This window comes from Pseudomonas sp. NPDC089918 (assembly GCF_050280605.1).
GTDB lineage: Bacteria > Pseudomonadota > Gammaproteobacteria > Pseudomonadales > Pseudomonadaceae > Aquipseudomonas.
The window spans coordinates 265156-290000 of sequence record NZ_JBNNVP010000003.1 but is presented as its reverse complement, the minus strand read 5'-3'; the positions used below and the strand labels follow the sequence as shown (position 1 = coordinate 290000).

Annotated in this window: 25 protein-coding genes, 1 tRNA gene and 1 pseudogene; 3 read left to right on the top strand and 24 right to left on the bottom strand. The window is 57.9% G+C overall.

The features are described 5' to 3' along the window. The 23 genes and pseudogenes from ACQKPC_RS04135 to ACQKPC_RS04025 all read right to left on the bottom strand — a co-directional run. A partial coding sequence (locus ACQKPC_RS04135; RefSeq protein ID WP_427623209.1) for an aldehyde dehydrogenase family protein occupies positions 1 to 452 on the bottom strand: 452 nt, incomplete at its 3' end. A 39-nt stretch (positions 453 to 491) separates the two neighbouring features. After that, a complete protein-coding gene (locus ACQKPC_RS04130) occupies positions 492 to 2135 on the bottom strand; it encodes an acetolactate synthase large subunit (RefSeq protein WP_427623208.1) in 1644 nt (547 codons plus the stop codon). A 173-nt stretch (positions 2136 to 2308) separates the two neighbouring features. Then, positions 2309 to 3328, bottom strand: coding sequence for a 4-hydroxy-2-oxovalerate aldolase (gene dmpG, locus ACQKPC_RS04125; RefSeq protein WP_427623207.1), 1020 nt, complete (start codon positions 3326 to 3328; stop codon positions 2309 to 2311). A gap of 10 nt (positions 3329 to 3338) precedes the next feature. Further along, on the bottom strand, positions 3339 to 4277 hold the full coding sequence (locus ACQKPC_RS04120) for an acetaldehyde dehydrogenase (acetylating) (RefSeq protein ID WP_192408453.1): 939 nt from the start codon (positions 4275 to 4277) through the stop codon (positions 3339 to 3341). A 36-nt stretch (positions 4278 to 4313) separates the two neighbouring features. Further along, positions 4314 to 4514: a 2-hydroxymuconate tautomerase family protein gene (locus tag ACQKPC_RS04115; protein ID WP_192408452.1), complete on the bottom strand. Its 201-nt coding sequence runs from the start codon at positions 4512 to 4514 to the stop codon at positions 4314 to 4316. Between the two features lie 16 nt (positions 4515 to 4530). Further along, on the bottom strand, positions 4531 to 5334 hold the full coding sequence (gene dmpH / locus ACQKPC_RS04110) for a 2-oxo-3-hexenedioate decarboxylase (RefSeq protein WP_427623206.1): 804 nt from the start codon (positions 5332 to 5334) through the stop codon (positions 4531 to 4533). An 11-nt stretch (positions 5335 to 5345) separates the two neighbouring features. Continuing rightward, a complete protein-coding gene (gene dmpE / locus ACQKPC_RS04105) occupies positions 5346 to 6128 on the bottom strand; it encodes a 2-oxopent-4-enoate hydratase (protein WP_033056547.1) in 783 nt (260 codons plus the stop codon). Between the two features lie 10 nt (positions 6129 to 6138). Then, entirely contained in the window at positions 6139 to 7599 is a 1461-nt protein-coding gene (locus tag ACQKPC_RS04100; RefSeq protein ID WP_192408449.1) for a 2-hydroxymuconic semialdehyde dehydrogenase, read from the bottom strand. Between the two features lie 18 nt (positions 7600 to 7617). After that, complete coding sequence (locus ACQKPC_RS04095; RefSeq protein ID WP_427623205.1) at positions 7618 to 8322, bottom strand: class II aldolase/adducin family protein; 705 nt, start codon at positions 8320 to 8322, stop codon at positions 7618 to 7620. Continuing rightward, the gene (locus ACQKPC_RS04090; protein WP_192408447.1) at positions 8319 to 9182 is read right to left on the bottom strand and encodes a VOC family protein; all 864 of its coding nucleotides are present in this window, start codon (positions 9180 to 9182) and stop codon (positions 8319 to 8321) included. The genes ACQKPC_RS04095 and ACQKPC_RS04090 overlap by 4 nt, the downstream gene beginning before the upstream one ends. A 180-nt stretch (positions 9183 to 9362) precedes the next feature. Further along, entirely contained in the window at positions 9363 to 10598 is a 1236-nt protein-coding gene (locus ACQKPC_RS04085) for an MFS transporter (protein ID WP_427623204.1), read from the bottom strand. A gap of 86 nt (positions 10599 to 10684) precedes the next feature. Continuing rightward, positions 10685 to 11632, bottom strand: a complete 948-nt coding sequence (locus tag ACQKPC_RS04080) for a SphA family protein (protein WP_427623202.1) — start codon at positions 11630 to 11632, stop codon at positions 10685 to 10687. Positions 11633 to 11816: 184 nt separating this feature from the next. Further along, positions 11817 to 12770: a fumarylacetoacetate hydrolase family protein gene (locus ACQKPC_RS04075; protein ID WP_427623201.1), complete on the bottom strand. Its 954-nt coding sequence runs from the start codon at positions 12768 to 12770 to the stop codon at positions 11817 to 11819. Positions 12771 to 12780: 10 nt separating this feature from the next. Next, positions 12781 to 13158: a YciI family protein gene (locus ACQKPC_RS04070; RefSeq protein ID WP_427623200.1), complete on the bottom strand. Its 378-nt coding sequence runs from the start codon at positions 13156 to 13158 to the stop codon at positions 12781 to 12783. Then, positions 13151 to 14083 (bottom strand): VOC family protein, encoded by a 933-nt coding sequence (locus ACQKPC_RS04065; RefSeq protein ID WP_427623199.1) that lies wholly within the window; start codon positions 14081 to 14083, stop codon positions 13151 to 13153. The genes ACQKPC_RS04070 and ACQKPC_RS04065 overlap by 8 nt, the downstream gene beginning before the upstream one ends. A gap of 14 nt (positions 14084 to 14097) precedes the next feature. Continuing rightward, positions 14098 to 14412: an NIPSNAP family protein gene (locus ACQKPC_RS04060; protein ID WP_427623198.1), complete on the bottom strand. Its 315-nt coding sequence runs from the start codon at positions 14410 to 14412 to the stop codon at positions 14098 to 14100. Next, positions 14406 to 15332 (bottom strand): annotated as a pseudogene (locus ACQKPC_RS04055) (NAD(P)-dependent oxidoreductase); the annotation flags it as partial. The gene ACQKPC_RS04060 and the pseudogene ACQKPC_RS04055, both read right to left, overlap by 7 nt. 430 nt (positions 15333 to 15762) lie before the next feature. Then, positions 15763 to 15838 (bottom strand) — tRNA-Gly (locus ACQKPC_RS04050). Positions 15839 to 15901: 63 nt separating this feature from the next. Beyond that, positions 15902 to 16462, bottom strand: a complete 561-nt coding sequence (gene pgsA, locus ACQKPC_RS04045; protein ID WP_008066866.1) for a CDP-diacylglycerol--glycerol-3-phosphate 3-phosphatidyltransferase — start codon at positions 16460 to 16462, stop codon at positions 15902 to 15904. A 33-nt stretch (positions 16463 to 16495) separates the two neighbouring features. Next, positions 16496 to 18319 (bottom strand): excinuclease ABC subunit UvrC, encoded by a 1824-nt coding sequence (uvrC, locus tag ACQKPC_RS04040; protein WP_038982984.1) that lies wholly within the window; start codon positions 18317 to 18319, stop codon positions 16496 to 16498. Between the two features lie 2 nt (positions 18320 to 18321). Continuing rightward, positions 18322 to 18963: a response regulator transcription factor GacA gene (gacA, locus tag ACQKPC_RS04035; protein ID WP_008015884.1), complete on the bottom strand. Its 642-nt coding sequence runs from the start codon at positions 18961 to 18963 to the stop codon at positions 18322 to 18324. Positions 18964 to 19090: 127 nt separating this feature from the next. Further along, on the bottom strand, positions 19091 to 19534 hold the full coding sequence (locus ACQKPC_RS04030; RefSeq protein WP_427623196.1) for a GNAT family N-acetyltransferase: 444 nt from the start codon (positions 19532 to 19534) through the stop codon (positions 19091 to 19093). After that, positions 19535 to 20293, bottom strand: coding sequence for a carbon-nitrogen hydrolase family protein (locus tag ACQKPC_RS04025; protein ID WP_427623195.1), 759 nt, complete (start codon positions 20291 to 20293; stop codon positions 19535 to 19537). Positions 20294 to 20922: 629 nt separating this feature from the next. Between ACQKPC_RS04025 and ACQKPC_RS04020 the strand changes: the two genes are divergently transcribed. Further along, positions 20923 to 22011, top strand: a complete 1089-nt coding sequence (locus tag ACQKPC_RS04020; RefSeq protein WP_427623193.1) for a 3-deoxy-7-phosphoheptulonate synthase — start codon at positions 20923 to 20925, stop codon at positions 22009 to 22011. A 58-nt stretch (positions 22012 to 22069) separates the two neighbouring features. Here ACQKPC_RS04020 and ACQKPC_RS04015 read toward each other — a convergent pair whose 3' ends face one another. Further along, positions 22070 to 23122: a hypothetical protein gene (locus tag ACQKPC_RS04015; protein WP_427623192.1), complete on the bottom strand. Its 1053-nt coding sequence runs from the start codon at positions 23120 to 23122 to the stop codon at positions 22070 to 22072. 339 nt (positions 23123 to 23461) lie between these two features. Here ACQKPC_RS04015 and ACQKPC_RS04010 point away from each other — a divergent pair, with 339 nt between their 5' ends. Together ACQKPC_RS04010 and ACQKPC_RS04005 are read left to right on the top strand one after the other, a co-directional pair. Further along, positions 23462 to 24343, top strand: coding sequence for an esterase/lipase family protein (locus tag ACQKPC_RS04010; RefSeq protein ID WP_427623190.1), 882 nt, complete (start codon positions 23462 to 23464; stop codon positions 24341 to 24343). Between the two features lie 96 nt (positions 24344 to 24439). Next, positions 24440 to 24721 carry a peptidylprolyl isomerase gene (locus tag ACQKPC_RS04005; protein WP_007898306.1) on the top strand — a complete coding sequence of 94 codons (282 nt, stop codon included), beginning with the start codon at positions 24440 to 24442 and terminating at the stop codon, positions 24719 to 24721. Positions 24722 to 24845: the final 124 nt, after the last annotated feature.

The window sequence follows — 24845 nt, the reverse complement described above, 5'->3', positions numbered from 1 at the left end:
GCGGTCACGCCGATCGGCTGCTTGATCACGATCAGGCGCTTGTCTGGCTGGTGGCCCGGAATCACGTCACCGTAGACGCGCTTGGCCTCTTCGGCGAACCACTCGATAAAGGAAGCGGCATAAACGATCTCGCCCTTGGCTTCAGCCAATGGCTTGCCCTGCTCCAGAGTCATCAGGCGAGCCAGGTCGTCCTGGTTCTCGATGATCAGCTCGAACCAGCGACGCAGCTTGTTCGCGCGCTCCTTGGCGGTCAGTCCACGCCAGGCCGGCAGCGCTTTATCAGCGGCTTCAATCGCACGGCGGGTTTCGGCAGCGCCCATTTTCGGCACAGTGCCCAGAATTTCGCCCGTTGCCGGGTTATTGACCTTGATCGTCTGACCATTGTCCGCATCGACCCACGCGCCATCGATGAAGGCTTGCTGGCGGAACAACCGGGTGTCTTTAAGCTGCATCACGCTTCCTTTTCTGAATGGGGGTTGGCGAGCGTTGGTTTAAACCAACGCGCTACGTCTTTTAAGCTCATGGTTCAGAATGAAATCGTTCTCGGAATAATCCACCGGGCAATCGATAACGTGAACACCCGGCTCACTGATGCAGCGCTGCAGTAGCGGCAAGAAGCCTTCGGCGCTTTCCACCCGGTGGCCCTTGGCACCATAGCTTCGCGCATACATGACGAAATCCGGGTTGCCGTAGTCCAGACCAAAATCAGTGAACCCCATGTTGGACTGCTTCCAACGGATCATGCCGTAGCCATCATCGCGTAGGATGATGACCGTCAGGTTCATCTTCAAACGTACGGCGGTTTCCAGCTCCTGGCTGTTCATCATGAAGCCGCCGTCACCGCACACAGCGACCACAGGACGATCCGGATAGACCAAATGTGAAGCCATCGCCGAAGGCAGGCCCGCACCCATCGTTGCCAAGGCATTGTCTAACAGTACGGTGTTGGGTTTATGTGCCTTGTAGTTGCGCGCGAACCAGATTTTGTAGATGCCGTTATCCAGAGCCACGATGCCTTCGGAGGGCAAGGCACGACGTACGTCGGCGACAAAGCGCTGCGGGTAGATCGGGAAACGGTTGTCGTCCGCGCCCTCAATCACTTGGGCCTCGTTGGATTCACGGATCGTCATAAGGCGGGTGAAGTCCCAGTGTGAAGTGTCATTCAAGGCTTCGCCGATCTGCCAAACAGCATTGGCGATATCGCCGATCACTTCGACTTGTGGGAAGTACACCGGATCGACTTCGGCGGAGCGGAAGTTGATGTGGATGACTTCGGTGCCGCCGCGGACCATGAAAAATGGTGGTTTCTCAATCACGTCGTGGCCAATGTTTACGATCAGATCAGCCGCCTCGACGGCACGGTGCACGAAGTCGCCGGAAGACAGTGCGGCATTGCCAAGGAAGCGTGGATGACGCTCATCTACCACGCCTTTGCCCATCTGAGTGGTGACAAAAGGGATGCCGGTCTTGTCGATCAGTTGCTTGAGTACCTTGGCAGTCATCTTGCGATTGGCGCCGGCACCAATCACCAGGATCGGGCTACGGGCTATCTGCAATTTCTCGACTGCGGCCTCAATGGCCTTGTGTTCGGCCAGTGGGCGACGATGCAGGCTCGGAGGAATTGGCCGGCTTTCGGTCTGCTCCGCGGCGATGTCCTCGGGAAGTTCAAGATGAACCGCTCCGGGCTTTTCTTCCTCAGCAAGGCGGAAGGCTTCACGCACACGCGAGGGAATGTTGTCAGCGGACGCCAACTGGTGGGTGTACTTGGTCAGCGGTTGCATCATCCCAACAACATCAAGAATCTGGAAACGGCCCTGCTTGGACTTTTTGATTGGCTTCTGCCCGGTAATCATGAGCATTGGCATTCCACCCAAGTAGGCATAGGCGCCAGCAGTGACCAGGTTCGTAGCGCCAGGGCCAAGGGTCGATAAGCTGACTCCCGTTTTGCCGGTTAACCGGCCATAGGTTGCCGCCATGAAACCAGCCGATTGCTCATGTCGAGTGAGAACGAGCCGGATGTTGGAGCGCCTGAGTGATTCAAGTAAATCCAGGTTCTCTTCACCAGGAATCCCGAACACGAACTCTACGCCCTCATTCTCGAGGCACTGCACTACGACGTCTGAAGCCTTGAGCATTTCACTCTCCTCTAAAATCATGTATCCGCGCTTGAGATGCAACCTTGGACAATTCGCTTACGATGGATATTCAGAAACCAAAACACTGCACTTGCCAGCAAAGCGTCGTGGGCTTCGACCGGCAAGTGCAGTAAAACCGGAATTCTTGAATGTTATGCGGACGCGTGGATAACTCAACGTCGTGTCAGGTCCAGTGCCACATCGACGATCATGTCCTCTTGCCCACCGACCATTTTTCGCCGCCCCAATTCGACCAGGATGTCGACGGTACGCAACCCGTAGCGCTGGGCCGCCGCTTCGGCATGACGCAGGAAGCTTGAGTAGACGCCGGCATAACCCAGCGCCAGCGTCTCGCGATCTACCCGCACCGGGCGGTCCTGCAGCGGACGGATGATGTCATCGGCGGCATCCATCAAGGTGTAGAGGTCGGTGCCATGATTCCAGCCCAGTCGCTCGGCGGCAGCGATGAACACCTCCAATGGCGCGTTGCCCGCCCCCGCCCCCATGCCAGCCAGGCTGGCGTCAATGCGGTCACAGCCCTCTTCCACCGCGACGATGGAGTTGGCCACGCCCAGGCTTAAGTTGTGGTGGGCGTGCATGCCGGTTTCGGTTTCCGGCTTGAGTACCGCCTTGAACGCACGGAAACGTTCGCGGATGTCCTGCATGTTCATCGCCCCACCGGAGTCGGCCATGTACACGCAGGTCGCGCCGTAGCTCTCCATCAACTTGGCTTGGGCGGCCAACTGCTCGGCCGGAATCATGTGGCTCATCATCAGGAAACCGACGGTGTCCATGCCCAGCTCGCGGGCATATTCGATGTGCTGTTTCGACACATCGGCCTCGGTGCAATGGGTGGCGATGCGCACCACCCGGGCACCGGCGTTGTAGGCTGCTTTCAGGTCATGCACGGTGCCGATGCCGGGCAACAACAAGGTAGTGATCTTGGCGTGGTTGATCACGTCGGCGGCGGCTTCGATCCATTCCAGATCGGTGTGGGCGGCGAAGCCGTAGTTGAAGCTCGACCCTTGCAGGCCATCACCGTGCGCCACTTCGATCGAATCGACCTTGGCTTTGTCCAAGGCGCGGGCGATGTCCTGCACATTCTGGATCGAATACTGGTGGCGAATCGCGTGGCTGCCGTCGCGCAGGGTGACGTCGGAGATGTAGAGTTTTTTGCCGGGATTAAAAGTCATGTCGGTCTCCTCAGGCGTTCAGCATCGACTGCGCCATGCGCTCGGCGGTGGCCAAGGCAGCGGAGGTCATGATGTCGAGATTGCCGGCGTAGGCTGGCAGGTAATGGGCGGCACCTTCGACTTCGAGGAACACCGAAGTCTTGAGGCCGGAGAATTTGCCGAGGCCCGGAATATTCAGCGGCGCGTCTTCAGGAATCACGTCGAACTGGACTTTTTGCTTCAGGCGATAGCCCGGCACATAAGCCTGTACGGCGGCAGCCATCTCGACGATCGAGGCCTCGACCAGCGCCTGGTCGGCCGCTTCGGACAACACAAACACCGTGTCGCGCATCATCAACGGCGGTTCGGCCGGGTTCATCACGATGATCGCCTTGCCCTTGGCTGCGCCTCCGATCACTTCAATGGCCTTGGAGGTGGTTTCGGTGAATTCGTCGATGTTGGCGCGGGTGCCGGGACCGGCAGATTTGCTGGCGATCGAGGCGACGATTTCGGCGTAGTGCACCTTGGCGACTCGCGATACGGCGGCGACCATGGGGATGGTCGCCTGGCCACCGCAGGTGACCATATTGACGTTGAGTTGGCCGAGATTCTGCTCCAGATTGACCACCGGCACGCAGTACGGGCCGATGGCCGCGGGCGTCAGGTCGATCAGGCGAATGCCCGGTTTGATCGAGCGCAGGAAGGCGTCGTTCTTCACATGCGCGCCGGCCGAGGTGGCATCGAAGACGAATTCGATGTCCTTGAAGACGTCCATGCGGGTCAGGCCTTCAACGCCTTCATGGGTCACGGCCACTCCCATGCGTTCGGCGCGGGCCAAGCCGTCTGAAGCCGGATCGATACCGACCATGGCGGCCATTTTCAGGTGCTTGCCGTGACGCAAAATCTTGATCATCAGGTCAGTGCCGATATTGCCCGAGCCGATGATGGCGACGCTGATTGGATTGCTCATTGTTATTGTGTCCTGTCGTTGCACACAGCCTGGGGATCAGGCGTTACCACGCCGGCGTTCGGCAAGGGTCTTGCCACCCGCGGCCCACTGGGTTTCGGGAATCTCTTGAAGCAGCACGCGTACGCTTTCTACGGGCACATCGAGGCTTTGCGCGATGGCCTGGGTGACGTTGACCAACAGTGCTTGCTTCTTCTCTTCACTGCGGCCCTCGGCGAGGTGGATCATGGCGATAGGCATGGTCGATAGCTCCGGATCAACGCTGGCTGGACGAGGTGAAGCGCATGGAGACGCTGCCCAAATGCTGGTAGCGCACGGTGATGTTGTCCCCGGCAGCAACGGCAATGGCCTCGGTGATGCCACCGGTCATGATGAAACAGCCAGCCGGCAGTTCACGCCCCTTGGCACCGAGCATGTTGGCCAGCATGGCGACGCTCTGCGCCGGGTGCCCAAGCACCGCGGCGCCGGCACCGGTCGCGACCACTTCGCCGTTCTTCTCCAGCACCACGCCCAGGCATTTGAGGTCAACGCCTTGCACGCCGCTCATTTGTCCGCCGGTGACGAAGCGTGCCGAAGAGGTGTTATCGGCAATCACGCTCTTGAGATCGAAGCGGAAGTTCTCGTAGCGCGAGTCGATCACTTCGACCGCCGGCAGGATGAAATCGGTGGCCGCCAATACGTCGCCCACATGGATGCCTGGGCCCTTGAGCGGATACTTGAGGACGAAGGCGATCTCGGCCTCGACCTTGGGATGGATCAACCCGTCAACATCGATAGCTGCGCCGTCCAGGCAAGAACCGTAGTCCGTGAGGAAGCCGTGGATCGGGTCAGTGACCCCCATTTGCTTCATCTTCGCGAAAGAAGTCAGGCCCATTTTCAGGCCGGCAATTCGTACACCGCGGGACTCCTTGCGCTGGCGAATGGCGTCCTGAATCGCATAGGCGTCTTCCCAGTCCATGTCCGGGTGGGCGTCGGTGATCTTGGCCACCGGCTCACGGTTGAGTTCGGCGTTTTCCAGGTGTTCGGCCAGTTGGGCGATAGTGCTTGCAGAGAGATTCATAAGGGTTTCCTTCAAACGAAACGAACGGAGGCCGAGCCGATACCGCCCAGGCTGATGCGCAATTGATCACCGGCCTTGACCGGCACCATGGCGGCCAGCGAACCGGAGAGAATGACTTCGCCCTTGTTCAGGCCGATGCCCAGTTGGCCGAGTTTGTTGGCCAGCCAGGCCACGGCATTCGCCGGATGGCCGAGGGCTGCGGCACCCGCGCCGGTCGCGACCACTTCGCCGTTCTTTTCCAGGGTCATGCCGACACAGGCCAGGTCGACGTCACGCGGGGCCACGCCCTGCCCGCCCAGGACGAAAGCCCCGGCGGAGGCGTTGTCGGCGACGGTGTCCTGGATACGGATTTTCCAGTCACGGATGCGCGAGTCGACAATCTCAAAGCACGGCATCACATAGGCGGTAGCGCGCAGCACATCGGCGACGGTAATGCCCGGGCCTCGCAGATCTTCCTTGAGCACGAAAGCGATCTCGCCTTCGGCCTTGGGTGCGATCAAGCCGTCGATGGCGATGGCGGCGCCGTCGGCATAGAGCATGTCCGAGAGCAGATGACCGAAGTCCGGTTGATCGACGCCGAGCATGTCCATCACCACTTTGCTGGTGACGCCGATCTTTTTGCCAATGACCTTTTGGCCGTCGTCGAGACGCGGCTGGATCATCGCCAGTTGAACCTGATAGGCCTGCTCCAGGGTCATGTCCGGATATTTGTCGGTCAACGGCGCCACAGCCTGGCCGTTGCTGAGGGCCTGATGCAGTTGCTGGCCGAGAACGTGGATTTCTTGCTTATTCATAGATGGCTCCTTACAGCCGCACGCAGACGTTGCGCAGCTCGGTGTAGAACTCAAGCGAATGCACGCCCCCCTCACGGCCGATACCCGACTGCTTGGCGCCGCCGAAGGCGGTACGCAGGTCGCGCAGGAACCACGAGTTGATCCAGCAGACACCCACGTCCAGCGCGCTGCCCAAACGATGGGCGACCTGCAGGTTGGAGGTCCACACGCTGGCGGCGAGGCCGTAGGGTGTGTCGTTGGCCAGGCGGACGACTTCTTCTTCGGTATCAAAAGGAGCGATATGGCAAACCGGGCCGAAGATTTCCTCGCGCACCACGGCCGAGGTTTCCGCAAGGCCGGTCCAGATCGTCGGCTCGAACCAGGCCCCTTCGGCCAGGTGCTCCGGCACCTGTGCAATGCCACCGCCGTGGACCACCGTGGCACCATCGGCAACAGCCTGACGGCAATAGGAAAGAATCTTCTCGCGGTGACCGAGCGAGATCACCGGCCCCATGGTGCTGTCGTGCTGATTGGGATCACCCACCTTGATGCCTTCGGCGTGGGCCTTGAATGCAGCGACGAAGCGCTCAAACAGCGGACGTTGCACGTAGATGCGCTCGGTCCCCAGGCACACTTGGCCACTGTTCTCGAACACGGCGCGCCCCAACCCTTTGACGGCCTTTTCCAGGTCCGCATCGGCGAAAACGATGCCGGCGTTCTTGCCACCCAGCTCCAGCGATACCGGGCGGATACCCTTGGCTGCGGCCTTCATGATGATCTCGCCCGTGCCGGTTTCACCGGTGAAGGTGACACCATTAACCTCTGGGTGAGCGGTGAGGAAGGCACCGGCCGAGTCGCCGCCGAAGCCATGCACCACGTTGTACACGCCTGGTGGCACGCCGGCTTCGTTCATGACCTCGGCGAGCAGCGTGGCAGTGGCCGGTGTCTCTTCGGAAGGTTTGACCACCACAGTATTGCCACAGGCCAGGGCCGGTCCGACCTTCCAGGTCATCAGCAACAGCGGCAGATTCCAGGGGCAAACAACGGCGATGACGCCACGCGGTGCTCGCACGCTGTAGTTCACGGCCTTGCCACCGTCAGGCGTATCCATCACAAAACTTTCGGTCGGCACATTCTTGATCAGGTCGGCGAACACCTTGAAGTTGGCCGCACCACGGGGAATGTCCAAATGTCCGGCGAGGGCACGGGGTTTGCCGGTATCGGCCACTTCCGCAGCCACAAACTCGTCATGGCGACGTTCGATGCCATCGGCCACCTTGTGCAACAGCGCCGTTCGCTGGGCGACGGTCATGCTGCCCCACGGGCCTTTCAATGCCGCTTGCGCAGCTCGCACGGCGGCGTCGACTTCAGTCTTGCCGGCCTCATGCACCAAGCCGATCAGGCTGTTATCGGCAGGGTTTCGGTTCTCGAAGGTACGGGCGCTACTCACCCATTCACCATTGATGAAATGGCGGAATTCTTTAGCAGGCATAAGGTATTCCTTCTTGTTTTAGAGTGTTGGAACGCTGGCTTCGGGATCGCCCGCCGTCAGGTATTCCCACATGCGTTCGTAGATTCGGCCGCTGATGACAGCCCGTTGCGCGCAGCTTTGCGCGTCGAGTACCGGCCCTTGAGCGGCAAGACCTGCGCTGTGCAGTTGCAATTCAATCCGCGCGGCGTCTTCCAGGTACCAGGTCAGCGTCAACGCTTCGATCAGTGACGCGCCAACGACGATGGCGCCATTGCCCCGCATGACCAGGGCTTTTCCCTGGCCTAATTGATTGGCCAGAGCGAAGGCCTGTTCGTCGCTGCGCAGCAGCTGCGGGTCGTCCCACAACGGGATTGGGGCCTGGAAATAGCTGCCCATTCCGTGGCGCGGTTGAGGTGTCAGCCTTGCACAGGACAGAGTCATGACCTGGGCAGGCATGCTGCGGATCACCGCGTGGACATCCGGGCGGCGACGGTATATTTGCTGGTGGATACGGACCTCACCCAGCACACCCTCGGGCAATTCACCTTTGATCGGGACCACAACACCTGACTCGCCTGTCCGGATCAAACCCATCGGTTGCGCTGCGCAAACCAGAAAGTGCTCCTCATCCAGCCGCAAGCTGCAGTGTCCGTAGGCGTGCACCAGACCGGCGCGGGACAAGGCGCGCGCGGCCACGCGCACTTGCGATTGCTGTTCGCGGCTGGGGGTTGGCAAGCGACTCACGATTTGAATTCCGGAATGTCAGGCTTCGCACCCCAGGCGCAGAATCCCGCACCCTCCGCAGGAAACTGCCGAGGCTGATGGCTTGCATCATTCTCTGGAGAGATCAGGCTGACCCCTGTCGAGTATTCGTAGGTCATGCCGTCCGGCCCTTCGAAATAGAGGAACATCGCGCCCGAGGTGGGATGGCGGCCCGGACCGAAGAGGATGCGAATACCCCGCTCAACCAGGAAGTAGTAGGCGCGCATCAAGTCATCGACGGATTCCACTTGGTGGTTGATGTGTTGCACACCGGGATGGGACGAAGGGAACAACGCGATCTTGTGATGGACCTCGTCGATGCGCAGTAGCGGCGCCTCACCAATTCGGTCACTGACCCTGGCGTTTGCCAGCTGAGTCCAGAACAGTTCATCACGCCGGGCATTCAGGGTGCGCAAGCCAATGTGGCTGAAACCGGTGATGCCGGCATCTCGACTCGGGAAGTAGCGTCGCCCACTGGCATGGGGACGCAAGACCAGTTCGATGTTGTTGCCGCTGGGATCCTTGAAGCGAATGAAGTCATCGACATAGCGCACTTCAGCGTCTGCACGCGAGCCATGCTGCACGTCGAATTCATGACGCTCCAGCAACACCGCGGCGTCTTCCAGGTCTTGCGCTGTCCTGACCTCGAACGCTGTCGTGGTTTCCTGCGGATCGCCCTCGTAATAGCAGAGCGTGTGGTCGCGACTGTCCGATCGGAAGTACACCGCGCCGTTGGCTTCTCGGGCGACCTGCAGTCCGAGAACCTGAGTGGCGTAGCGACGTGCTTCGTCCAGATTCGCGGTACCCAACCGTATGTATCGAATGTCATGCAGGTTGATCATGAGGGATGTCCTCTTATTTATTGTTGTCTGGGATTCATCTTCCCGTTGCTCAATAAATAAAAGAAGCAAATATTAGTTATTAGCACTATCTGAATTTCTTATAGAGATATCAGCCTTTTCGGGAGCAAAAAAAAATGCCCCGTATCCGTAGATACGAGGCATTGTCACCCACGAGTCAGGTCAACCGATGGCCTCCTTGGCTATGTCTGAAGCGGTGGCCTGAGTACTCATCTCGCCCACTGTTTTATTCCTTGGCATGGAGATCACGAACACTGCGGAGATGACGTAGAAGCCGGCGCAGACGATCAATCCCGCTGCCAGGCTATAAAAGCTGGCAATGCCACTGAGCAGCACGGGGGCAAAAGCCGCCAACCCTCGGCCCATGTTGAAACAGAAGCCCGCCCCCAGCGTTCGCACCCGGATCGGGTACATCTCGCTGAAGTAAGAACCGAACAACCCTGCGAACACCATGAAAAATGCGTACCCCGCCCCGATCCAGATCAGCGATTGGGTCTGGGTGGTATAGACATAGACCAGCGCCATCATGGATGTCAGCAACAGCGATATGACAATCGTAAGCCGCTTGCCAATGCGGTCGGCGATGAAACCGAATACGTTCAGGCCAAAGAAATTCCCGAGATGGAGTACCGCCATAAAGCTGGTCATCGACGCCACAGTCAAACCACGGTCCTGTATCAGGTAGGTGGGCAGCCACGTGCTGACGCCCCAGGAGCCAAGCAATGCAAAGCTGGCAGCAAGAGACCCCAGCAGGGTGTAACGAAGTAGCTCAGGCGAAAAAATCTCCCTGACCGATATCCGCTGCGCAGCAGTGCCCTGAGTATCGCGCTGAGCCTTCCAGGCCGGCGATTCCGGAATCAGAAAATACACATAAATGATCGGCAATATCACCGCGGCGCCGGACACGAAAAACATCAAACGCCATTCCGGCAGCATGAACTTCGCCGCCAGGGCAGCCGCGATGGCGCCAATCGGGAAGGCACTGATCACGAAGGATATGGCTCTGGCGCGTTGCTTGGGCGGCCACGTTTCAACGATATAAGCCGAGAGGATCGTCCATACCCCGCCAAGCCCAAGACCAGAGACAAACCTCAGGCCCGCCATTACGTAGAGATCATGAGCGAATGCAAAGACACAGGTCAGTGCACCGAAGATCGCCAGCGATGCGATCAATGCCTTGCGCCGGCCGAAGTTGTCGGAGTACCAACCTGTGGCAACGCCGCTCACCCCAATACCCAGCAATGTAGCGCTAGCCAGCGCACCCACCTCATGGAGGCTGAAACCCAGGTCCTGGCGGATAACGGGCAAAGCGAGCGTGAGCAGGATGATCTCCATTGCATCAAAGAGGTAGGCGATGAATCCACCGATCAGTACGTGCCACTTGGATATTCCAGTCATGATTTCACCTGGTTCTAATTATTGGACAGTGATGTTCATTCAAGGGGCGCCATATTGTTTATGGCTTCCCTTGGAGGAGGTGACGTTCAGAATCGGTAAACGGCCTGCAGCCAGATACGATCACCTTCGGCTCGGTTCTCGACCTTCGTCTCGTGCTGCCATTTCATGACAAACCCGATTGCCGGGGTCTGGTATTTGATCGCGGGGCCGATCGCGGCGACCTGACCACGGTTACCATCCAGGTAGGTCTGGCCATTTTTCTCATCATCGCTGACCTGCTTGTACAGGTAGCCGTTCACGCCTACCTGCCATTCGCGGGTGATGTTGTAGCCGATGTTGTAGTCGGCGTTGAACTCACGGCCGGAGCGATAGTTGGTTTCGGAGTTCTCGCCATTGATCATGTAGATGAGCTTGGCGCTGACTTCCAGATTCTCAAGCGGATAGGCGGTAAATGAATACCAGGGCCCATAAGCCCATGTGTTTCGACCCGGGTTGAACAGGCGGTCCTTGTCATAGGACCCAATGGGCACAAACACATCCAGACCGAGTAACTGGTGGTACCGTGGAGAGCTCCAACCCAATACAAATGGAACCACCGTCAGATCGCCGACACCTTCTTGATGGTCGCTGCGATGAACGCGACCACGAGGAGTATCGACATCAAAACTGATGTCACCCTTGATCAAGGGCAAGGCAAGGCGACTGGCCAGCTTGGCACCCAGTATCGAGAAGTCCTGATAGACGTAATCCACGCGTATCGACAGTGCCTGGACGTTAAGGTCAAAGTTGTGAATACCTTGTTTTTTATCGCCCTCGCCGTCCAGCGTTTTGTTCGCACTGTAGTCGGACAAGTAGAAGAACTCGGTAAAGCCTGGGGGTGGCATCTTTCCCGCGCCGACCGTATTCACACCTAGTGGGTATGAACTGCCGCCGCCCTCTGTTGCCTGGGCAAGCGGAACGCAAAGAAGACCCATGCACAGAGCACTGATGCAGGCATTTGACGCGTACCGGGTATGTGATCTTAGTGTGCTCATCTCATGTACCATTATTATTTTTGTATGACGGAAGAGAGTTTTTTTGAAACTTTCAGCGTTAGCGCTACTTAACAACGGCAGGCAAATTTCAGGTGCAGCGATGCACACCGTCATTTGTCATGACGCTGCAAACAGTTGAGTTATTCAACGACCGAGCACTGATTGCCCGGCCGTCAGCACGGTATTAGCGAATAGTGGTTTCCAGCTCGCCGAGCCCTTCGATGCAGACTTTCAAAACATCACCGCGGTCCAGGAACGTATGGCTTTCCATGCCCACGCCCGCCGGGGTTCCCGTCAACAGGACATCGCCGGGAAACAGGTCGATGGTCTGGCTCAGATAGGAAATCTGCTCTGCAACGCCGTACATATGGTTGCGGGTATTGGAATCCTGTACCCACGCACCGTTCCTCGACAGCTTGATATTCAAGTTCTCGGGGTCTTTCACAAATTGTGCCGGCGTCAGGTACGGGCCCAATGGGCAAGAACCCGTGAAGCATTTGTGGCCAATCCAGTCAAAGCGAAACGGCGAGCTCGGATCGACTTGCTCGCGACGCAGTCGATCACGCGCGGACAGGTCATTGGCGCAGGTGTAACCCGCCACATAGTCGAGTGCCTCTTCAATGGAGACGCGCGACGCTCTCTTGCCGATCACCACCGCCAACTCGGCTTCCCAATCGAGCATGCGGACACCTTCGGGAATGTCCACCGCTTGCTTGTGTGCTAACAGACTGCCGCGGCCGGGCTTGATGAAATGCCATGGGGCAATGCCCTCGCTGCGCGGATCCAGCGACAGTTTCATGTTGAACGCGCGGGCCATGGCTTCGACATGGTCACGATAGTTTGCTCCCGCGCAATAGATCGTGCCTGGACGTTCCAGAAACGGAGCAAAGTGCAAAGTGGCAAGATCAAGCCGCTGCGACTCATAGAACGCTGGCGCTTCAAACACTGCCACTGCAAGCTTTTGCAGCTGCGGATTGGACGTCTCCCAGCTCTCGAGCAATGTATCGATGGAAGCTGTCGGCAACTCAAAGCCGGCCTTGGCCACAAGCTGACCAAGATCATAGGCGTAATCGCCAACCAGCAGGCCGGTAGCGTTTGACTGGACATCCGTCCGATAGGTGAAAAGCTGATACTTCATGGGGCCACCATCACAGGAGCGAAAAGCGTTGGTTGGAAAAACTGACGTGAAGCGTGAGGCCGCCTTCCATGAGCAACCACTTGCGTACCTCTACGTCATAAACACCGTGGGCAATAAAGGGATCTGACTGGACGATGCGCAGCGCTTCGGCTTGATCCGCCGCACGCAGAATGCTCATGCCACCCAGCTCACCGGGAAAGGTCTGATCCGAGACAAAGGGTCCGGAAGCAAACAACTCGCCGCGTTGCTGCGCCAGAATCGCCCACTTCAAGTGGGCGTCCAGCAGCTCTGGTACGCGGGTCAGATCCCGTGGCGTACGCATGACCACGAACAGCGGCTTGTTCAACATCCCTGCCAGCAGTTCCTTGGTCGCAGAGCTGTCACTCATCACGCGCCGCCTCGAAGTTCTGAATGAACGACTCAGGAGGTGGATTGGTTGCCCACACGGCGATCAGGTCTGGTGGTGCCCCGTCGATAGCCAGCCATTCGCTGTCATCTTCAGGAATGACATCGATGTCCCAGAAGTATTCGACCATGCTGTCCCAAGGGTCGCGGATGTAATGAAAGTAGTTGGAGCCGGCCACATGCCGGCCCAGGCCAAATGCGCTTTCATAGCCCAGGCTCATCAGGTGTTGAGCGCCCAATTCGATCTCATCAATACCCATCACCTCAAAACTGAGATGGTGCAGGCCGCTATGACTGCTCTTGGCCAGGCCCAGTACATGGTGATCACCGCCACAGCCACACCGCAGAAAGGCTATCTTGTCCCCCGCGCGATCAGAGACTTTCATCCCTAGCACCCGGGTATAGAAATCAATCGAACGATCCACATCGGGGGTAAATTTGATCAAGTGACCCAAGCGCAACGGTGTCACTCGACGCAACTTCGAGGACGGTGTGCACCCGCGCTGACCGATGCGGCGGTAACGGCCCGGGGTGTTCGACTCTGGCGTCGGCAAAGGAGCTAACGGCATGGAGTCGGCGTCGGTGACGTGAACCCAATCGCCGGATGGATCACGAAACCACAGCCCTTCTTGCCCGATATCAAACGGTGCCGGATGGATGACCACACCGTGGTAGCTCAGATTTTCGCGAATAGTCTGCAACCCCTCAGCATCGGTACCAAACGAGATGTAGCTGAGTTGCTTTGTAGTACCTGGCATCAGCCGCACTTGATCCTGGGCGCGCCCTTTGCAACGCAACACCAAATGCTCACCTGCCATGCGGGCTTCGAGCCCGACAGCTTCGTAGAAGGAACGACCCACTTCCAGATCTGGAACGGTCACGCCTACATGTTGTAGAGAACGAATCATCTTGGATGCTCCTTTTAACGGATAGGGGAAAAGGCTGCGGCGCTCAGCAGTTCCACCTGCTGGGCAACCACCAGATGGCCGTTCTTGCCGAGGAACGCGCGCCACCTTGGGTCGCTGGACAGCGCCGCGCGGCGTTGGGCACGGTCCTCATAGCTGGAGTATCCCCACAACTGAATGACCCGATTGATGTCCCCCGTTTCCGGCTTGAAATAACCGATCAGGTTGCCCAGCGCCTCGCCCTGAAGTGGCAGCCCCTCCTCCTCGTAAGCACGCAGGAATTCGTGCAGGGTGCCAGGCTTGAGTTGATAAGTGCGTTGTTCGATCAGCATGTTGTTTTCTCTTTTTTGGAATGTTTCTGGGAATCAGCCTGAGAGTCGGCCTCGATCAACTTGATCACTGCCGAGATGTCTTCTTCACCGATGCCTTCTTCGATAGCCCGTTGAAAGTAAGGCTTGGCGGCATTGAATAAAGGCGCGGCGCTACCGAGCTCCTCGGACAGCTCACTGGCCATATCGATGTACTTTTCCAGCGTGGCGAAAGGTCCTGGTGCCGGCAGAAAATGACGATCAGCCATCATCGGTGCTCTTGCGCTGAACATCGTTGAGCCACCGGCGCTTTGGCGTATTACTTCAACCACCTGCTGCGCGCTGAACCCTGCTTTCACGCCAAGGTTCAACGCCTCGGCTGCGGCCAAGGTGTGGATAGTCACGAGATAGTTGGCGATCAATTTCATCGCGACTGCGCACCCAAACCCACCGATGTGGAACTGGATGTCGGCGATCGCATCGAGCACCGGCTTGCAGTGCTCCACCAAGTCAGGATCACCACCCAGAAACAAGGAAGCCTTGCGCAGGGAAACCATGGATGGAGTACCACTGACCTCCGCTTCCAACACCCGCGCACCACGTTGTTCGATACGCTGAGCCATTCGTTGCTTGAAGGCTTTGTGATAGGTGCCAATCTCGATGAGCGTATGCTGCGGACCTATGGACTGAAGCAGGCCATCAGGCCCCTCCATGATTCCCATGTGGGCCACTTCGCTGGGCAGGCAAGTGAGGATGAAGTTTGATTGCGCCGCTACGGCGACAGGGCTTTCGAGCGCGATGCCACCCTGACGGATGAAGGCTTCACGATCTCGACGTCGGTAACCGACAACGCGAAATCCGGCCGCAAGCAGGTTGGTTGCGATAGGAAGGCCAAGCTGGCCGATTCCCACCATACCGATGGTTATCACAGGCATTTTTCGCTTCTCTTGTTGTTGTTCTTTTACGCAAAGCTTGAAGCTCGGCTAGGCGCTAACCTAGGCGCAGCCGGGTTTGGGAGCAAACAGCCCAGGTTATGAATAAGTAGAAGCAAGCGTTATACGAAGGGGTTGGAACGGGCTCGATGCCTCAGCCAGGAGGCTGGAAAGCGACGATCACGATAAGCTTGCACCGAGGGTATCGACGAGCGTCATCCTCCAATCTCAGCCTCGTACGGTTTGAGGAGATTTGCACGCTTTTCAGTGGGGCTTACTGCAAAAAAACGATCTGCCAAGCACCAGATTGATGTACTGAAAAATGTATCCATTGGGCCTGGATTTGAATGTTTTCAGAGGATGTCGCGGAAAGAACCTATGAAAAACTTTTCTTTGGACGAAAAAAAATGGACCTCTTTTCAGAGATCCATTTTTTAATGCTTGGAGCGGGAAACGAGACTCGAACTCGCGACCCCGACCTTGGCAAGGTCGTGCTCTACCAACTGAGCTATTCCCGCGTCTTGGTGAGGCGCATTCTATAGAATCCACATCCCCCGTCAACCCCTTGATTCAAAAAAAGTTTATTTCTTTTCCACATCCGTCTTCAGATGCGGCCAGGCAGCCCGCAAGTATTGGACCATGGACCACAACGTCAGGCCAGCGGACACCAGCAACAAGGCATACCCCATCAGAACCCAGAAGCTGAAGTCCGAAGGATTGGCCAGCAGGATCACCAGCGCCAGCATCTGCGCGGCGGTTTTCCATTTGCCCAGGTTCGACACCGCTACATGGGCGCGGGCACCGAGTTCGGCCATCCACTCGCGCAGTGCCGAGACAACAATTTCGCGACCGATGATAACGGCGGCCGGCAGCGTGAGCCACAGGTTGCCATGCTCTTGCACCAGCAGAACCAGTGCAACGGCGACCATCAGCTTGTCTGCAACAGGATCGAGGAAGGCCCCGAAAGGAGTGCTTTGTTCCAGACGACGGGCAAGATACCCGTCGAGCCAGTCGGTCGCGGCGGCAAAGGCGAAGACCGAGGCAGACGCCAGATAGCTCCAGTGGTAAGGCAAGTAAAACAGCAAAATGAAGATCGGGATGAGCAGGACGCGTAGAACGGTAATCAGATTAGGGATATTCATCGGCACAACTGGCTACGAGGTGAGTTGGGCATTCTACTCGCTGTGCAGATTTGCATAAATCAACTCTGCGAGCTTTTTGCTGATTCCGGGTGCTTTGGCGATCTCTTCGATGCTGGCACGAGACAGCTCCTGCAATCCACCAAAATGTTTTAACAAATCGCGCCGACGTGTCGGTCCGACACCGGCAACGCCCTCAAGTGTAGACGTGCGGCGAGTTTTGCCACGACGTGCGCGGTGCCCGGTAATGGCGAAACGGTGCGCTTCGTCGCGTATCTGCTGGATCAAATGCAGCGCGGGGGAGTCGCCGCGCAAGGTGAATTCATGGGCCGCGTCGTTGAGGTACAGGGTTTCAAAACCGGCCTTGCGCGTCGCGCCCTTGGCCACACCCAGCAAAATCAGGTCGGGCACAGCCAGTTCGTTAAGCACGTCACGGGCCATGGATAGCTGACCCTTACCACCGTCGACCAGCAAGATGTCCGGCAACTTGCCCTCGCCTTCCTTCAATTTACTGAAGCGCCGGGTCAAGGCCTGGTGCATCGCGGCATAGTCATCGCCCGGGGTAACGCCTTCGATGTTGTAGCGGCGGTAGTCGGACTTGATCGGGCCTTCCGGGCCGAACACCACGCAGGACGCCACAGTGGCCTCGCCGCTGGAATGGCTGATGTCGTAGCACTCAAGACGTTGCGGTGGCTCGTCCAGTTTCAGCACTTCGGCCAAGGCATCGAAACGGGCCGCAACGTGTTGCCGGTTAGCCAAACGTGCGCCTAGCGCTTGCTCGGCATTGGTGACCGCCAATTGCTGCCAGCGCGCCCGGGTGCCGCGTACTCGATGGCTGATGGTCAATTCACGACCGCGCAACTCTTCGATGGCTGCGATCAGGGTCGGAAAGTCTTCGTGAACCACGTTGACGATCAGCTCGCTCGGCAAGTCCCGTTCAGGACTGCTGATGAAGTATTGGCCAAGAAACGCTGCCATGACTTCAGAAACGTCTTCCTCGATACCCACCTGCGGAAAGAAGTTCTTGCTCCCCAACACCCGACCACCGCGCACGCTGATCAAGTGTACGCAGGCGCCACCTGGGTTGACGAACGCCGCAATCACATCGACATCGCCTGTCCCGCCTTCCATGCTTTGCTGGTCCTGGACCCGACGCAGCAACGAGATCTGGTCACGCAGCTCGGCGGCGCGCTCGAATTCGAGGTTGACCGCCGCCTCCTCCATAGCCGCAGACAACTCGTCCGCCAGAGCGTTGCTGCGCCCTTCAAGAAACATCACCGAATGGCGTACATCTTCGGCATACACCTCGGGCTCCACCAGCCCCACACACGGCGCCTTGCAACGTTTGATCTGGTACTGCAGACAAGGTCGAGCGCGGTTCTTGTAAAAGCTGTCTTCACACTGACGAACGAAAAACGCCTTTTGCAGCAGGCTCAGGCTTTCGCGAATCGCCCCGGCGCTAGGATAAGGGCCGAAATATTTGCCCTTGGCCTTTTTCGCCCCGCGATGAATGCTCAAGCGTGGGAACTGGCCATCCGAGAGAAAGACATAAGGGTAGGATTTGTCGTCGCGCAGCAGGATGTTGTACGGCGGACGCCATTCCTTGATGAGCGTCTGCTCAAGCAGCAAGGCCTCGGTTTCGTTGGCCGTGATGGTGGTTTCGACCTGGGCGATACGGCCTACCAGCGCGGCGGTCTTGGGAGCAAGACCGGCTTTGCGGAAGTAGCTCGCCAAACGCTTCTTGAGATTTTTCGCTTTGCCGACATAGAGCAGGCGCGCATCACTGTCGAACATGCGATAGACGCCCGGCCGACCACTGACCGTCGACAGAAAAGCACTTGGATCGAAGATTTCAGTCATTTTCAGAGGCTGGCATCAACCATGCCGTGACGAACCGCCAGCAGCGTCAATTCGACATCGCTGCTGATCGAAAGCTTCTCGAAAATACGGTAACGGTAGGTATTCACTGTTTTGGGCGACAGGCACAGTTTGTCGGAAATGATCTGCACCTTCTGACAGCCGACAATCATCAACGCAATCTGGATTTCCCGCTCCGACAAGGCGTCGAAGGGCGAATCATTGGTTGGCTGGAACGACTTGATCGCCAGTTGCTGGGCAATCTGCGGGCTGATATAGCGCTGCCCGGCAAACACCAGGCGAATAGCCTGGACCATTTCCGGCAATCCGGCGCCCTTGGTCAGATAACCTGCGGCACCGGCCTGTAACAACCGGGTAGGAAACGGATCTTCTTCGCACACGGTGACCGCGACGACCTTGATGTCGGGATGACTGCGCAATAATTTGCGCGTGGCTTCAAGACCGCCGATCCCGGGCATCTTGACGTCCATCAGCACCACATCGGGTTTCAACTCACGCGCTTTGAGCAGGGATTCCTCCCCTGACTCGGCCTGACCGACTACTTGCAGGCCATCGATGTCAGCCAGCATTCGTGTAATGCCTGTACGAACGAGATCATGGTCATCGACTACTAGCACCCTAATCAAGCAGACACCTCGCGAATTGGTCTTATTGGGTTGTCGGACACCTTAGCAAAAAGCAACTGGCAGACCTAGCGGCAAGCAGCATATAAAAAGTGTCAAATCTTCTTGCGAGGCTTGCCGCCATTGTGTTTCAGCGGTGCAGTCCATTGATATCACGCTGCATTCTCAGGAAACACTGGTCCTTGCCGACCACCTTCAAGCCCTTTCTCTCGTAAAGTATTTTTGCCGGGTTATTTTCAAAAACAGTCAGACGCAATGCCGGGCGTCGTTCCTTGCATGCCATGGCGAATACCTGATCGATCGCCCAGGAACCGGCGCCCTGCCCCTGGTACGCTGCTGACACATGCAATTCGCGGATATACAAGGCTCTGGCGTCACGGCTCAGGCTGACATAACCCATCAGCGTGTCATCACGCACGATCAACCAGTTTTCGCGTCCCTCCCAGGCGACATCGAAGGCCTCGTCCAGCCACAACAGCTCATGTTGAATGTAGTAGCGAAGCATATTTCGACAAGTCAGGTCACGGGCAAAGTCCAGGTCCCGCGGGGTTGCCGGACGCAATTCGAAACCCATTCAAGCCTCCGCCACAGCCACGATTTGCCCTTTCCAGCCGTCAGCATTGCGGCGAGCAACGACCATAAGGTTCCCCGTACCCGGCGCCGCCACAATCAACGTCCCGTCCGCCGCCCAGATTGCACTGCGCCCTGCCGACTCCCAGCCACCCGTTGCGCCACCATGATTGGCCATCAGAACCGCCATCGAGTGAGTGCAAGCATAGCCTTGCAATAGTGCGGTATCCGGAGCGTAGCCGTTTTCTGTGATTAACACGCCCGCGGCATAAAGATCAGCACCCTGCCGTGCCGCGGCTGCCGCGTGACTGGCGTGAGAAAAATCGGCGCAGACCGCCAGCGCGACGGTGTCGGTACCGATCTTTAATGTCGAACCGCCCGTTCCCGGAGCAAACGCCACCTCCTCGCCCGGGTGCAGATGCTGTTTGCTGTAAACCCCAAGCGAACCATCAGCGCCCAATACCAGAGCTCCGATCAATACCGGCGAATCGCCCGACAGACGAATCGGCATCCCGACGACACTCGTCACACCGACTTCCCGCGCAAAATCGCGCAGCGGTTGCAGCACCCCGGCGTCTGGCGCTATGGCCAGCTCCGCTGCCAGACCACGCTCATAGCCGGTCAGCGACAACTCAGGAAACACCAGCAATTGCACGCCCTGTTGCGCGGCAACCTGCATGAAGCGCTGATGCCCGGCAATATTGGCAGCAAGATCACCGGCAATGGCGATTGATTGAGCGGCGGCGATGGTCAGTGTCGTCATGGTTCGTCCTTGTGACGTTGTGGTTGTTGGGCGCAGCGCAAAGTGTGTCACAACCCCCGACGTACTCAAGCGATAGAAAAGCCCCATGATCGTCGATAGCATTTTCTGATTGAATCCGCGTACCGGCCTCTAGTAAGCTCTGCGCATTCATCGGAGACAGACCATGCTCAACGCCCTCTCACAGCTTCGTACCGCCAGCGCCGCGCGCTCGGTTGCGGCTGCCCGGGCGAATGACGTTTGTGCTTCGGTCAGCTTTTATTTTGGGTATTGGTTTAGCCACTGGCGCGCCTGATACCCACACGGCGCCCACTTTAAACGGGTCGCCACCAGAGAATTCTCAACCCCCGGTCGGCCTCCCGACCGGGGGTTTTGTTTTTTCAGCCCTGAACATTTTTAGCGTCACACCAGACAATTTGAGGATTCACGACATGAACTACGCCACTTATTACCGTTACGACAGTTTTACCGCCTGGCGATTTACCAGCCTCCGCTCGGGACAGCCTGCCGCCTCCGATCGGTCACCCACAGGTGGCAAGCACACACACGCAGCCAATCCGGCTAATTGTCGAACACCCCAATAGGGCCGAGCGCGCGGGAACGAACCCGCCGCCAGCCCAGGAAGCCCGAATATGAACTCGTCCGTCTCTGCTCTGCCGCTGTCCACCTTGAACCCTGCCAATGAAGCGCTGACCTTGCGTCTGCCCAGCTCATTGCAGCTCAAACAACAATTACCCCTCAGCAATGCCCTGACCCGGCAAGTCGCCGACCACCGTCAGGCGGTTCGCGCGATCCTCAACGGTGAAGACTCCCGTCTGCTGGTCATCGTCGGCCCCTGCTCGATACACGATCCCCGTTCAGCCCTCGAATACGCTGCCAACCTGGCCCGGCTGGCCGCTGAAGTCAGCGATGAGATGTTGCTGGTAATGCGCGCCTATGTCGAAAAGCCCCGCACCACGGTCGGCTGGAAAGGCCTGGCCTACGACCCGCATCTGGATGGTAGCGACGACATGGCGGGCGGTTTGACGCTGTCCCGCGAATTGATGCGCGAAATGCTCCAGCTGGGCTTACCCGTTGCCACCGAGCTGCTGCAACCGATGGCCGCCGGCTACTTCGACGACCTGCTGAGCTGGGTCGCGATTGGCGCCCGTACTACCGAATCACAGATCCACCGGGAGATGGCCAGCGGCCTGAGCATGCCGGTTGGGTTCAAGAATGGCACCGATGGCGGTGTGGCTGTCGCCAGCGATGCCATGCGCTCGGCCGCCCATCCGCATCGCCATTTCGGTGTCGATAGCCAGGGGCATCCTGCGATTATCCAGACACCAGGCAACGCCGATACCCATCTGGTATTGCGTGGCGGCCATCGTGGGCCGAACTACGACCGTGACAGCATCGCTCAAGTGCACAGCGATTTGACCCGGCTCAAGATTCCGGCGCGGATCATGGTGGATTGCAGCCACGCCAACAGCGGTAAAGACCCATTGCGTCAGCCAGCGGTGTTCAACGACGTGCTTGAACAGCGCCTGCAGGGTGATCGATCGTTGATTGGCATGATGATCGAAAGCCATCTGTTCGAAGGTTGCCAAGCGCTGAGTCCGTCGCTGCGTTACGGGGTATCGGTAACGGATGGCTGCCTCGGCTGGATCGGGACAGAGCGGTTGTTGCAGCAGGCAGCCGGGCAACTTCGTGCTCAGCGCTGCACCCAACAGCCGAAGTGACCGGTGCCCGCCTTCCAGTTCTCCAAGCGAAAACTGGAAGGCGGTTGCCTTAAACCGGTTACGACTGCACTTGCACCAACGTGACTTCGGACTGTTGGCTCACATCGTCGAGACGTTCGACCGAATAGGCTACCCGGACCGTCAAATCCCGATGTTCGCGCCAAAACCTGTAGGGAACGATAAATACCAGCGGTTGACCGGCCATTTCCCTTGAGATCTCACGATCATCGCGATGATTGAAATGCTCCCCGTCACATTTCAGATAAACCAGCTCACCCTCTTCTGCCTGGGCATTGTCGATCACGACGGTGACACCATCGATCGCATCTTGCAGATCCAGCCAACCCTCATCGGCCTCCAGCACAGAGGGAGGCAATAGCGGTCCTCGCTCCAGAGGGCCGATCAACAACTGTGCAGGCTCCGAGAAGCGAGGCGCTTGGCCTTCTTTCTCGACGCAATAGCTGATCGTAATGGTTGCACCAAGGTTGGGAGCAATAGACTCGGGACTTACCCAGAACGACAGTTCGCCACCCACTGCAAAGGATTCGATTTTCAATGTGTCATTGAAGCTTGATTGTGGCGTACCGCCGGCCCAGGACAGCAAGACCCGATCTCCAGCCGCCATCCGGGGATACGGCCTGATCGTAACGCGGGCGCCCTCGGCGACCCTGTCGGGATCAAGTGTGCCACCCACCGCATCGTTCACAATCACAGGCAGCAGATCCGGCCTGACATCACCGACGCTCAACTGTAAACGCCCGGACTCCAAAGGCTCACAATGGAGCGCACTGTACAGCGTGTAGTAAACCTCGAGCGACCCGCCGTCCAGTGCGGCGATGTGTACGTCCGACACAGCAAAGACAATCACCCTGTCCACCTGGGCTTCGCTGACGAACCGCGACACTTCATGCCGATACGCCACACCCTCTGCATCGATACCTGACCAGGACAAGACCAGCTTGTCTCCGCAGGCCATGGCCTGATAAGGCGCAACAGTGACAATGGCCTTTCTTTCGGATGGATCCAATATGGCGTTTTTCGCCTGGTCCAGCCGTGGTGCCGCCATGTATTGCTCTACAACATTCAGGTTTGCCGCTTCATAAATAGTCATTCATACGCTCCAATCCTTGGAATAAATGCCGCCTTGAAAGTCGGCATCGAACGAAGCCTATTGAACCCCACGGTGCTGATTCGTGATGCAGGGCAAAGGCGTCGGCTTGCACGGAAAAATGACGTTTCACAAGTAGGTCATTGCGAGAAAGCGTTCAACCATCGTTAAAAAGATGTCCAGATATTCCGACCAAGACCTCATGTTCATCCGAACTTTCGTACTATTTCTATTCCGCTTTCATCGGGTTACAGCGGCTTTTTCATACATCGCCGAGCAGCTGGTGTGCTTTAGAGTGCCCCCTTGAACACACACCTGACCTACTGCGAAAAAGGAATCTACATGCTACGGAATGCAACCACTCACTATCCGATCCTGCTGGTCCACGGGCTCTTCGGCTTCGATCGCATCGGCAACCTGGAATTGTTCCATGACGTCAAACTGGCCCTCAGAAGCGCCGGCGCCAGGGTCTTCATCCCGCATCTGTCGGCTACCCACAGCAATGAAACCCGCGGCGAGCAACTGTTGGCGCAGATCGATCGGGTACTGCTGGGAACCGGTGCAAGCAAAGTCAATCTGATCGGTCACAGTCAGGGGGCGCTTGCGGCACGGTATGCAGGAGCGCTGGCACCCGAGGTGGTCGCCTCGGTGACATCGGTCAGCGGGCCGAATCATGGCTCGGAACTGGCCGACTTCCTGCGTAAGGCGCTGATCCCCGGACGCCTGCCGGAACACGTTGCCGGAGCGGTGGCCACGCTGTTCGCCGATTTCCTGTCATTGCTCAGTGGCAACCGGCATCTGCCGCAAAATGCCATTGCCGCGCTCAATGCACTGACCACCGAAGGCGTCGGCGCCTTTAACGACAAGTACCCGCAAGGGTTGCCAAAAACCTGGGGCGGCAAGGGTCGCGATCAGGTCAATGGCGTGCGCTACTATTCCTGGAGCGGCACTTTGCAGGGAGCCATCCTCGATGAGGGACTCCATGCACTCAATCCGCTGCACGGGTTTCTGCGGGCCTTCTCCCACTATTTCACCACCGAAGCCGAGCACAATGACGGCATGGTCGGTCGATTCAGTTCCCATCTGGGCAAAGTGATCCGTTCGGATTATTCGCTGGATCATCTGGATAGCCTCGGCCAGACAACCGGTCTAGTCCGCCAGGGTATCGACCCGATTGCCCTGTATGTGCAACATGCCGAACGCTTGCGAAATGCCGGCCTTTAAAACGCTGCATGAAAGAGACGGAACTTTGGGGAAGAAATAGCCCACTGAATCCGGTAGGCTCCGCATTTTATTGAACATTGAATGGAGTATTTTCCCATGGCCAAAGCCACTGCCCGTCACATCCTGGTTTCCAGCGAAGAAAAGTGCAACGAACTCAAGGCCCAGATCGAGGCCGGTGCCGACTTCGCCGAAGTCGCCAAAGCCAACTCCTCCTGCCCTTCCAGCCGCCAGGGCGGTGACCTGGGTTCGTTCGGCCCGGGCCAGATGGTCAAGGAATTCGACACCGTGGTCTTCAGCGCGCCGATCAACGTGGTGCAAGGCCCGGTCAAGACCCAGTTCGGTTACCACCTGCTGGAAGTGACCAGTCGTCAGGACTGATCAGCGATTTGAGTTTGCTACATAACGGCCCGCCTTTAGGCGGGCCGTTGTGTTTTCGTTACGTGATACGGCTGGCGAGGGACGCGCCGCTAGCGTACAAATTGTGGTTATCCACCACCCGGCT

Bases quoted from the DNA above. Each gene is read 5' to 3' on its own strand.
- ACQKPC_RS04130 (WP_427623208.1), bottom strand. From the start codon at position 2,135: ATGCTCAAGGCTTCAGACGTCGTAGTGCAGTGCCTCGAGAATGAGGGC.
- dmpG (WP_427623207.1), bottom strand. From the start codon at position 3,328: ATGACTTTTAATCCCGGCAAAAAACTCTACATCTCCGACGTCACCCTG.
- ACQKPC_RS04120 (WP_192408453.1), bottom strand. From the start codon at position 4,277: ATGAGCAATCCAATCAGCGTCGCCATCATCGGCTCGGGCAATATCGGC.
- ACQKPC_RS04115 (WP_192408452.1), bottom strand. From the start codon at position 4,514: ATGCCTATCGCCATGATCCACCTCGCCGAGGGCCGCAGTGAAGAGAAG.
- dmpH (WP_427623206.1), bottom strand. From the start codon at position 5,334: ATGAATCTCTCTGCAAGCACTATCGCCCAACTGGCCGAACACCTGGAA.
- dmpE (WP_033056547.1), bottom strand. From the start codon at position 6,128: ATGAATAAGCAAGAAATCCACGTTCTCGGCCAGCAACTGCATCAGGCC.
- ACQKPC_RS04100 (WP_192408449.1), bottom strand. From the start codon at position 7,599: ATGCCTGCTAAAGAATTCCGCCATTTCATCAATGGTGAATGGGTGAGT.
- ACQKPC_RS04090 (WP_192408447.1), bottom strand. From the start codon at position 9,182: ATGATCAACCTGCATGACATTCGATACATACGGTTGGGTACCGCGAAT.
- ACQKPC_RS04085 (WP_427623204.1), bottom strand. From the start codon at position 10,598: ATGACTGGAATATCCAAGTGGCACGTACTGATCGGTGGATTCATCGCC.
- ACQKPC_RS04080 (WP_427623202.1), bottom strand. From the start codon at position 11,632: ATGAGCACACTAAGATCACATACCCGGTACGCGTCAAATGCCTGCATC.
- ACQKPC_RS04075 (WP_427623201.1), bottom strand. From the start codon at position 12,770: ATGAAGTATCAGCTTTTCACCTATCGGACGGATGTCCAGTCAAACGCT.
- ACQKPC_RS04070 (WP_427623200.1), bottom strand. From the start codon at position 13,158: ATGAGTGACAGCTCTGCGACCAAGGAACTGCTGGCAGGGATGTTGAAC.
- ACQKPC_RS04065 (WP_427623199.1), bottom strand. From the start codon at position 14,083: ATGATTCGTTCTCTACAACATGTAGGCGTGACCGTTCCAGATCTGGAA.
- ACQKPC_RS04060 (WP_427623198.1), bottom strand. From the start codon at position 14,412: ATGCTGATCGAACAACGCACTTATCAACTCAAGCCTGGCACCCTGCAC.
- pgsA (WP_008066866.1), bottom strand. From the start codon at position 16,462: ATGAATATCCCTAATCTGATTACCGTTCTACGCGTCCTGCTCATCCCG.
- uvrC (WP_038982984.1), bottom strand. From the start codon at position 18,319: ATGACTGAAATCTTCGATCCAAGTGCTTTTCTGTCGACGGTCAGTGGT.
- ACQKPC_RS04030 (WP_427623196.1), bottom strand. From the start codon at position 19,534: ATGGGTTTCGAATTGCGTCCGGCAACCCCGCGGGACCTGGACTTTGCC.
- ACQKPC_RS04025 (WP_427623195.1), bottom strand. From the start codon at position 20,293: ATGACGACACTGACCATCGCCGCCGCTCAATCAATCGCCATTGCCGGT.
- ACQKPC_RS04020 (WP_427623193.1), top strand. From the start codon at position 20,923: ATGAACTCGTCCGTCTCTGCTCTGCCGCTGTCCACCTTGAACCCTGCC.
- ACQKPC_RS04015 (WP_427623192.1), bottom strand. From the start codon at position 23,122: ATGACTATTTATGAAGCGGCAAACCTGAATGTTGTAGAGCAATACATG.
- ACQKPC_RS04010 (WP_427623190.1), top strand. From the start codon at position 23,462: ATGCTACGGAATGCAACCACTCACTATCCGATCCTGCTGGTCCACGGG.
- ACQKPC_RS04005 (WP_007898306.1), top strand. From the start codon at position 24,440: ATGGCCAAAGCCACTGCCCGTCACATCCTGGTTTCCAGCGAAGAAAAG.